The organism is Variovorax saccharolyticus (assembly GCF_030316765.1).
Lineage (GTDB): Bacteria > Pseudomonadota > Gammaproteobacteria > Burkholderiales > Burkholderiaceae_C > Variovorax > Variovorax saccharolyticus.
In genome coordinates this window covers 510,262-519,745 of record NZ_JASZYT010000004.1, presented here as the reverse complement: position 1 = coordinate 519,745, position 9,484 = coordinate 510,262, and the positions used below count along the sequence as shown (strand labels likewise).

At 68.5% G+C, this 9,484-nt stretch carries 8 protein-coding genes and 1 pseudogene; 8 read left to right on the top strand and 1 reads right to left on the bottom strand.

What is annotated here, in order from left to right:
* Positions 1 to 185 precede the first annotated feature (185 nt).
* Both QTI45_RS16250 and QTI45_RS16245 read left to right on the top strand, forming a co-directional pair.
* Positions 186 to 530: a hypothetical protein gene (locus QTI45_RS16250; protein ID WP_286374168.1), complete on the top strand. Its 345-nt coding sequence runs from the start codon at positions 186 to 188 to the stop codon at positions 528 to 530.
* Between the two features lie 155 nt (positions 531 to 685).
* The gene (locus tag QTI45_RS16245) at positions 686 to 2,317 is read left to right on the top strand and encodes a sulfatase-like hydrolase/transferase (RefSeq protein WP_286655122.1); all 1,632 of its coding nucleotides are present in this window, start codon (positions 686 to 688) and stop codon (positions 2,315 to 2,317) included.
* Between the two features lie 32 nt (positions 2,318 to 2,349).
* On the opposite strand, the gene QTI45_RS16240 is transcribed toward QTI45_RS16245, so the two are convergent.
* Positions 2,350 to 3,327 carry a LysR family transcriptional regulator gene (locus QTI45_RS16240; RefSeq protein ID WP_286655121.1) on the bottom strand — a complete coding sequence of 326 codons (978 nt, stop codon included), beginning with the start codon at positions 3,325 to 3,327 and terminating at the stop codon, positions 2,350 to 2,352.
* A 114-nt stretch (positions 3,328 to 3,441) separates the two neighbouring features.
* Here QTI45_RS16240 and paoA point away from each other — a divergent pair, with 114 nt between their 5' ends.
* The 6 genes and pseudogenes from paoA to QTI45_RS16210 all read left to right on the top strand — a co-directional run bounded on the left by paoA (position 3,442) and on the right by QTI45_RS16210 (position 9,455).
* Entirely contained in the window at positions 3,442 to 4,083 is a 642-nt protein-coding gene (gene paoA, locus QTI45_RS16235; RefSeq protein ID WP_286655120.1) for an aldehyde dehydrogenase iron-sulfur subunit PaoA, read from the top strand.
* The gene (locus QTI45_RS16230; protein WP_286655119.1) at positions 4,080 to 5,030 is read left to right on the top strand and encodes an FAD binding domain-containing protein; all 951 of its coding nucleotides are present in this window, start codon (positions 4,080 to 4,082) and stop codon (positions 5,028 to 5,030) included. Before paoA ends, QTI45_RS16230 begins: the two co-directional genes overlap by 4 nt.
* Positions 5,031 to 5,033: 3 nt before the next feature.
* Positions 5,034 to 7,226 carry an aldehyde oxidoreductase molybdenum-binding subunit PaoC gene (gene paoC / locus QTI45_RS16225; protein ID WP_286655118.1) on the top strand — a complete coding sequence of 731 codons (2,193 nt, stop codon included), beginning with the start codon at positions 5,034 to 5,036 and terminating at the stop codon, positions 7,224 to 7,226.
* Positions 7,227 to 7,243: 17 nt separating this feature from the next.
* Entirely contained in the window at positions 7,244 to 7,720 is a 477-nt protein-coding gene (locus tag QTI45_RS16220) for a (R)-mandelonitrile lyase (protein ID WP_286374161.1), read from the top strand.
* A gap of 43 nt (positions 7,721 to 7,763) precedes the next feature.
* A pseudogene (locus tag QTI45_RS16215) lies at positions 7,764 to 8,813 on the top strand (alpha/beta hydrolase); the annotation flags it as partial.
* A 45-nt stretch (positions 8,814 to 8,858) separates the two neighbouring features.
* On the top strand, positions 8,859 to 9,455 hold the full coding sequence (locus QTI45_RS16210) for a carboxymuconolactone decarboxylase family protein (RefSeq protein ID WP_353621311.1): 597 nt from the start codon (positions 8,859 to 8,861) through the stop codon (positions 9,453 to 9,455).
* Positions 9,456 to 9,484 lie beyond the last annotated feature (29 nt).

The window sequence follows — 9,484 nt, the reverse complement described above, 5'->3', positions numbered from 1 at the left end:
CTTCAACCTGGTCGCCAGCCCCGGCGTGGACATCAACGGCGTCACCTTCGGCCAGACCACCTTCTCGCCCAACAAGACCCGCTTCATCCTGATGCTGACCAAGACGCTGTAGAGACAACGCAACGGCCTGGCGCATCGCCGGGCCTGCGGACCGCTTTCATCTTCCCAACTGCAAGGAAATCCACGTGGCCTATGCCGCATACCGGGAGCACTCCGGTGAACTTCGGACATCGAACACGACCCCGTTCCATGTCCTCGATGTCGCGGTCGCGCTCAGCGATGCGCGAAGCCTTCGACAGATCGTCGCCCGCTGCGCCGATGCCGGCGTGTTGCGCTGCGAGCCGCTGCTCGGCGACCGGGGCTCGCAGGAGAGCGACGCGCCTCGGGTCCGCATGACGATCCGGCTCACGCTCGCGAGCTATGCGCAGCTGTTGCATGGCCTGATCGAGACCATTCCCTCCGGCGAGATCGGTCGCCTCGTCACCTGGCGGGATCACCTGGCGCGGCGTGGCCTGAGTCATGGCCGATGACGGGGCGCGCGCCCAGCCGACCAGCGCTGCGATGGCCTCGATGACGCCAAGGATGGCGCCGGTTCGCAGGGCTTCGGACAGCGTATAGATGCCCCAGGGCTCGTGAGGGCACTGCAGCGGCCTGGGCGCGGGCACTGTCAGAATCCGGCCCGCCCATGTCCGCGACCGCAAAATCCTCGTCGCCCGCGCAGCGCAGCACGCTGCTGGCTTGCGCTGCCGTGGGCGCCACGCTGCTGATGCTGATCGCGCTGGGGCACGACGGCAGGCGCGTGGCGCAGCTCTTCGCGCTGGCCAGCCCGGCGTTGATCTGGCTGGCATGGCCCGTGCGCGGTGCGCGCGCGCACCGCGTGCGGACCTGCGTGGTCTGGCTCTGGGCCATGGGCTTCGCGCTCGACGGCGTGATTCGCGCCTACCTGCTGGACGGCTACCAGGCTGCCCCCGACAGCTCGCTGATCCAGTCCGCGGCGGCCAACACCAACAGCCGGGAAGGCGCCGAGTACCTGTCGATGCATTGGCGCGCGATGCTGGTCTGGTCAGGCACCCTGCTGGCCGCCGGCCTGGCCCTGGGCCGCTTCGCCCATCGGGGTGCACGGCAGGCCATGGCCTGGCCGCGCTGGGCCGTACCCTTGCTGTGCCTGGCGCTGCTCGTCAGCACCGTGGCCTACCTCAGCAAGCCCTGGCGCCGCCTGCATCCGGTGCTGTTCTGGTCCCAGTGGAGCCAGTCGGTGCAGGCGCTTCGCGCGGGCTGGGCCGACCAGCAGCAGCAGCGCGACACGGCCCTGGCCCGCGCCGCGGCCGCGGCGCCGGCCGTGGTGCAGGAAGGCCCCGCGACCCTGGTGCTGGTGATCACCGACAGCATCAATCGCGACAACATGGCGCTCTACGGCTACCGGCGCGCGACGACGCCGCGGCTGCTGGCCCACAAGGCGCAGCTGGGAGACCAGATGCTGGTCCTGCGCAATGCTTGGTCGGTCGATGCCAGCACGGTGCCGTCCTTGCGCAACATGTTCAACTTCGGACTGCCGCCCGAACAGGAGCCGCAGCACGTGCTGGCCCTCGCGCGGGCGGCCGGCTACAAGGTCTGGTGGATGAGCAACCACGACGATGTCGCGATCGAGCAGCAGCATGCCCGGCTGGCCGACGTGGTCGATATCGTGAACCGCACGCCGGGCCGGGCCGGCGCCTCGCTGGATGGCGAACTGCTCGATTGCGTGCAGGAAGCCCTCGAAGACCCGGCCGAGCGCAAGCTGATCGTGGTCCACCTGATGGGCGCGCACCCGCACTACGGCCTGCGCTTTCCGGCCGGCGCCAATCCCTTCGACGACCAGGTCGACGACGTCGAGGCAGGACTCGAGAAGAGCGGGCGTTCGGCCTGGGTGCGCAGGTTCCGGCAGGAATACGACGCCGCCCTGCTCTACCATGACTCCGTCGTTTCCGAGACGCTGCAGCTGGTGCGCACGATCGGTCGTGCCGATGGCTATCGCGCATGGATGTACCTGTCCGATCACGGGCAGGAAGTCGGGCACGGCAGCAACCACGCGGGCCACAGTCCGTCGACGGCTTCGGGCTACCGCATTCCGACCGTGATCTGGCGCAACAGCGCTGCCGAGCCCTACCGCGCGGGCACCGGCGATCGCCCATTTCGCGCCGATTGGGCCGGCTGGACGATGGCCGACCTGTTGAACATCCGATGGACCGGCGATGCCACCGACCGCAACGCGCTCGGCGAAGGCTACCGTTGGGTGGCACCCGTGCTTCCAGTGAAAGTGAGCTCGTTCGAGGATTGACCGGGCTTGCTCCGGACCGGCCCGGCTGACGCTCAGGAATCCTTGCCGCGAGCGGCCTCGCGTCCCTGGGCTTCGGCAGACCTCAGTTCCTCGGCCGTCAATACGAAGGCGGGGTTGTCGGCCAACAGCTCGATCGCCACGTCGATGAATGCGCGCACGCGCGCCGGCTGCGCCGCGCGGCTTCCGTAGTAGACGAAGACGCCCGACTTGTCCGCGACGTGCTCCACCAGCAGCGGCACCAGACGGCCCGAGCGGATGTGCGGAGCGGCCGCGACGCCGGTCAGCAATCCGATGGCGTGGCCCGCCAGTACGGCTTCGGTCTCCAGGCCCTCGTCGTTGACCGTCAACGCCGGAAACACCTGGAGCTCGGTCAGGACCTCGCCCACCTTGACGAACCACGGCAGCACCTGTCCGGTGCCGGAACTTCGAAACGCGCTGCATCGGTGTTCCGCCAGCGATTCCAGACCCTCGGGCGCACCGTGCCGACGCAGGTAGCTCGGCGCCGCGCAGATGATGAGCTGCAGCGAGAAGAGCCTGCGAGCGATCACGCCTTCCGCGGGAGATGGCCCGATGCGAAACCCGACATCGACCCGATCCTCCACCCAGTTGCCGATGCGGTCGTCCAGATGCACATCCGGCTGCACTTGGGGATAGCGGCGGCAGAAGGCATCGAGCAGGGGCCAGATCACCGCGCCGAAGACCGATTGCGGTCCCACGATGCGCAACGGCCCGGCGATGTCTTCCTGGGATTGGCGCGCAATCCGCAGTGCCTGCTGCATGCCCATCAGCGCCGGCTTCGCCGCCTCGAGAAACTGCCGGCCCGCGTCGGTCAGGGACATGCTGCGCGTCGTCCGGTGAAACAGCCGCACGCCCAGGTGCCGCTCGAGCTGCGCCAGGGCCTGGCTGGCAGCCTGCGGCGTCATGCCCTGGGCCGTCGCGGCTTGCCGCAGGCTGCCCAGCTCGGCGGTCTTCACGAAGGTGGCGATGGAACGCAGTTCGTTGATCGGCATGGCTCTCCCAATGTGACCGCATTATCAACAGCAGCTTGCGAGTCCTTCAAGGTTGGATGGTCTAGCGCGGGATGGGCCCGCCTCCTAAAGTCCCTGGCAAAGCAAGGATGCCCCATGAAAAGCCCCGACAAGTTCACCCTTTCCCGACGAAGCCTGCTGAAGGCGGGCGCCGCGACCGCCTCGGTGCCGGCGCTGGCCGGCCAGGCGGCCGCGGCGGCGCCTGCGCCGGCCCCCGGCGGCTCGACGTCCCTGCCGGTGACGATGAGCGTCAACGGCAAGACGCAGCGCCTGGTGCTCGACACCCGCACGACGCTGCTGGACGCGTTGAGGGAGCACCTGCACCTGACCGGCACCAAGAAGGGTTGCGACCACGGGCAGTGCGGCGCCTGCACGGTCATGGTGGACGATCGACGCATCAATTCCTGCCTCACGCTCGCCGCGATGCACGAAGGCGCCAGGGTGACCACGATCGAAGGCCTCGGCCAGCCCGGCAAGCTGCATCCGATGCAGGCCGCCTTCGTCAAGCACGACGGCTACCAGTGCGGCTACTGCACGCCCGGGCAGATCTGCTCGGCTGTCGGCGTCCTGCAGGAAATCGAGCAAGGCATCCCCAGCCATGTGAGCGGCGACCTCGGGGCCCGACCGCTGCTGTCCGCAGCCGAGCTGCGCGAGCGCATGAGCGGCAACCTCTGCCGCTGCGGCGCCTACAGCAACATCGTCGAGGCGATCACCGAAGTCGCGGGGATCAAGGCATGAAGGCATTCAGCTACGAACGCGCCACCACGCCCGCGCAGGCGGTGGCAGCGGCCGCCCGCACGCCGGGCGCGCGCTTCATCGCCGGCGGCACCAACCTGCTCGACCTCATGAAGCTGGAGATCGAGACGCCCACGCAGCTGATCGACGTCAACCGCCTCGGCCTCGATCGGATCGAAGCCCTGCCGGACGGCGGCCTGCGCATCGGCGCGCTGGTGCGCAACACCGACCTGGCCGCGCATGATCGCGTTCGGCGCGACTACGGACTGCTGTCGCGCGCCCTCCTCGCGGGCGCCTCGGGCCAGTTGCGCAACAAGGCGACGACGGCCGGCAACCTGCTCCAGCGCACGCGTTGTCCTTATTTCTACGACACCAACCAGGCCTGCAACAAGCGCCAACCGGGCAGCGGCTGCTCGGCGATCGGCGGCGTCGGCAGGCAGCACGCGGTGATCGGAACCAGCGATGCGTGCATCGCGACGCACCCGAGCGACATGGCGGTCGCCATGCGAGCCCTCGACGCCACGGTCGAAACGATGCGCCCCGGCGGTGCGCGACGTGCCATCGCCATCGCGGATTTCCACCGGCTCCCCGGCGCCACGCCGCACATCGAGACCGCCCTCGTGCCAGGCGAGCTCGTCACGGCGGTGACGCTGCCCCGCCCAGTCGGCGGCAAGCAGGTCTATCACAAGGTGCGAGATCGCGCCTCCTATGCCTTCGCGCTGATCTCGGTGGCGGCGATCGTTCAACCGGATGGCTCGGGCCGCGTGGCGCTGGGTGGCGTCGCGCCGAAACCGTGGCGCGTCGAGGCCGCAGATGCCGCGCTGCCGCGTGGTGCGAAGGCGGCCACCGAGCTGCTGCTCGCCGGTGCCAGGCCGACCGAACACAATGCCTTCAAGCTCACGCTGGTCGAACGCACGCTCGACGCCGTGCTGAACGAAGCAAGGAGCTGAACGATGCGATTCGATTCCCCTGCCACGGCCAATCCGATCGACCAGCTCAAGGTGATCGGCCAACCCGTCGACCGGATCGACGGCCCGATGAAGACCTCGGGTGCCGCCCCGTACGCCTACGAACGCCATGACGCTGCACCCGGCGCGGCCTACGGCTATGTGCTCGGCGCGGCCATCGCCAAGGGACGCATCGCGTCCATCGACCAGAGACTTGCGAAGTCGGCCCCCGGCGTCATCGCCATCGTCACTGCCGAGAATGCCGGCAAGCTCGGCAAAGGCAGCTTCAACACCGCCAGGCTGCTGGGCGGGCCGCTGGTCGAGCACTACCACCAGGCCATCGCCCTGGTCGTCGCCGAGACCTTCGAGCAGGCGCGCGCTGCCGCGCAGCTGCTCGAGGTGAGCTATGTCGCTGCGGAGGGCGCCTTCGATCTGGCTGCAGAAAGATCATCGGGCAAGAAGACCGTCGACCGCGACAACAAGGTCGGCGACTTCGCCAGCGCCTTCGCAGGCGCCGAAGTGCGGCTCGACCAGACCTACTCCACACCGGACCAATCGCACGCGATGATGGAGCCTCATGCGACCACGGCGGCCTGGCGCGGCGACAAGCTCAGCGTCTGGACCTCCAATCAGATGATCGACTGGACGACCACCGATCTGGCAGCGACCCTGGGCATCCCCAAGGACAGCATCCATCTCATGTCGCCCTACATCGGGGGCGGCTTCGGCGCCAAGCTGTTCCTGCGCGCCGACACCGTGCTCGCTGCCATCGGCGCGCGCATCGCGCGGCGCCCGGTCAAGGTGGCTCTGCAACGGCCCATCGTCGCCAACAACACCGTCCACCGGCCGGCGACGATCCAGCGCATACGCCTCGGCGCGGCCAAGGACGGCAGGCTGACGGCCATCGGCCACGAGAGCTGGTCCGGCAACCTGGTCAACGGCAAGCCCGAGAACGCGGTCCAGCAGACGCAGTTCCTGTACGCGGCGGCGCATCGCCTGACCGGCACGCGGCTGGCGGTCCTGGACCTGCCCGAGGGCAATGCCATGCGCGCGCCCGGCGAGGCGCCGGGGCTGATGGCGCTGGAAATCGCCATGGACGAAATGGCCGAGCGCCTGGGCATCGATCCGATCGAATTCCGTGTGCTGAACGACACGCAGGTCGATCCCGCCAATCCGTCACGCCGCTTCTCCGAGCGTCGGCTCATCGAGTGCATGCGCACCGGTGCGAAGGCCTTCGGATGGTCGCAGCGCAGCGCCAGGCCCGCGCTGCGGCGCGAGGGCCGCCACTGGCTGGGCATCGGCACCGCAGTGGGCTTTCGCAACAACCTGGTCACCAAGTCAGGCGCGCGCGCGCGGCTGGACCCGCGCGGCGTGGTCACGGTCGAAACCGACATGACCGACATCGGAACCGGCAGCTACACCATCATCGCGCAGACTGCTGCGGAGATGATGGGGGTTCCGCTCGAGCGCGTCGTGGTGCGCCTGGGAGACTCCTCCTTTCCGGTGTCGGCAGGTTCTGGCGGGCAGTGGGGCGCCAACTGCTCGACCGCGGGCGTCTACGCGGCGTGCGTGAAGCTGCGCGAGGCGGTGGTGCAGCGCGCAGGCCTGCCGGCCGACGCGAGCTTCGCGGACGGCATGGTGCGGGGTGGCGGCCGCAGCCTGCCGCTCTCGGAGGTGGCCGGGGCAGACGGACTCGTCGTCGAAGACACGATCGAGTTCGCCGAGCTGAGCAAGCTCTATCAGCAATCGACCTTTGGCGCCCACTTCGTCGAGGTCGCGGTCGACGCGTACACCGCCGAAGTCCGGGTGCGTCGCATGCTCGCGGTGTGCGCGTCGGGCCGCATCCTGAATCCGAAGTCGGCACGCAGCCAGGTCATCGGCGCCATGACCATGGGTGTGGGAGGCGCCCTGATGGAAGAGCTCGCGGTGGACAAGCGCCTGGGCTTCTTCGTCAACCACGACCTGGCGGGCTACGAGGTGCCCGTGCATGCCGACATCCCGCATCAGGAGGTGATCTTCCTGGACGAGACGGACGCCATGTCGTCGCCGATGAAGGCCAAGGGGGTTGGCGAACTGGGCCTTTGCGGCGTGGGCGCAGCGATCGCCAATGCGGTCTACAACGCGACCGGCGTGCGCGTGCGCGACTACCCGATCACGCTCGACAAGCTGTTGGGGCGGATGCCGCCCATCGATTCCTGAACCCGCGAAGAAAGCCCATGAAATCCCTGGCCATGACAGCCATCTCCTTCTCCATGGCTGCCTCTGCCTTCGGGCAGTCGGAGGGCAGCCTCCAGATCGCACGCGCCGGATCCCAAGCTTCGTACAAGGGGCCGGTGGAGTCCTTCTCCGGAGCCGTCCGTGTCGACCCCCTGTTCCCGAAGCCCAACGGGCCGACGCGCGCCACCGGCTCCTATGTGACCTTCGAGCCTGGTGCACGCACGGCGTGGCATACCCATCCGATGGGCCAGACGCTGGTCGTCACCGCGGGCGTCGGCCGGGTGCAGCGCTGGGGCGATCCGGTGCAGCAGATCCAGGCCGGCGACGTCGTCTGGATACCGCCGGGCCAGAAGCACTGGCACGGCGCGGCGCCGACCACCGCCATGACCCACATCGCCATCACCGAACTGTGGGACGGCAAGGCTGTCGACTGGGTCGAAAAGGTCAGCGATACCCAGTACAGGATCGAGCCATGAGGGCGGAAGACAAGACCACGGCCTCGACGCGCCATCGCATCGCATGAATCCCGGGACGCTCAAGCACGCCCTGCTGCCGATGGCAGTGGCCATTCTTTGCACCGCCTGCGCGACGAGCGAGCCGATCTCGAGCCGCGCTCCGCTGGTCATCCAGGAACAAGGCAGCTTCGCCGTGGGCGGACGAACGCTCACGGACCCTGACGGCAAGACCTTCCACGGCGACCACGCCTACGTGTCCTACCAGGTGCCTGCCGGCGCCCGCAAGCTGCCGCTGGTCTTCTGGCACGGTGCGGGCCAGTCTTCCAGGACCTGGGAGACCACACCCGATGGCCGGGAGGGCTTCCAGAACCTGTTCCTGCGGCGCGGCCACAGCGTCTACCTCATGGACCAGCCCAGGCGAGGGAAGGCCGGCCGCAGCACCGAAGCCGCCTCCGTGACACCGGTGCGCGATGAACAACTGCTGTTCAACATCTTCCGCCTCGGCAACTGGCCCGACTTTCATCCGGGGGTCCAGTTCTCCCGCGACCCGGCTGCGCTCGACCAGTACTTCCGCCAGATGACCCCCAATACGGGGCCCTTCGACACCGAGCTGAGCTCGGATGCGGCGGCCGCGCTGTTCCGCAAGATCGGGCCCGGGGTTCTGGTGACGCACTCCCAGGGCGGCGGTCCGGGATGGCTTGCCGCGATGAAAAGCCCCAACGTACGCGCCGTCGTCGCCTACGAACCCGGAAGCGGCTTCGTGTTCCCGAACGGCGAACTGCCGCCCCCGATGCCGAGCGCCACGGGCACGCTGGAGGGCGTCGCAGTACCGGCCGCGGAGTTCCTGAAGCTGACGCGCATCCCGATCGTCGTCTACTACGGCGACAACATTCCCAGCGCCCCGTCGAAGAACCTCGGAGAGGACAACTGGCGGGTGCGTCTGGCCATGGCCAGGCTCTGGACCGAGGCCATCAATCGGCATGGCGGCGACGCCACCCTGGTCCATCTTCCCGAAATCGGGATTCGCGGCAACACGCACTTTCCGTTCTCCGATACCAACAACGTGGCGATCGCCGACCTGATGTCCGCCTTCCTCGCCAAGGCCGCACCGGACAGGCTCTCTGCGAAGCAGCAGGCCATTCCGCTGATCGCTTCCTCGATGGCCGCGAGCGACATGCCCAGGCTCGGCGAGGCCTTGGACCAAGGCCTGGACGCGGGACTGAGCGTCGGCGAGGCGAAGGAGATCCTGGTGCAGCTGTACGCCTACGTGGGCTTTCCGCGCAGCCTCAACGCGCTGGGCGAGCTGATGAAACTGACAGAAGCGCGCAAGGCGCGCGGCCTGCGGGATGCCCCGGGCCAAGAGCCCAGCCGAGCCATTCCTGCCGGCGACGCACTGCGCGCGGCGGGCACGGCCAACCAGACGCGGATCTCGGGCGCGCCCGTCCAAGGCCCGGTGTTCGATTTCGCGCCGCTCATCAACCAGTACTTGCAGACCCATCTGTTCGGCGACATCTTCGAGCGCGACAACCTCGATTGGCAAAGTCGCGAACTGGCCACCGTCGGCGCGCTGGCTGCGACCCCCGGCGTGGAAGCGCAACTCCGTTCCCACATGGCGGCGAGCATGCGGGTCGGCCTGACGGCCGAGCAACTGCGCCAGGTTTCGCAGCTGCTGGCGGAGCGCGGCGATGCGGGGGCCGGGCGGCGCGCCAACGAAGCGCTGACGCAGGCGCTTTCCGTCACGGGCGAAAAGAAGTAGCCGGCATCGTTACTTCAGTCGCCTTGACG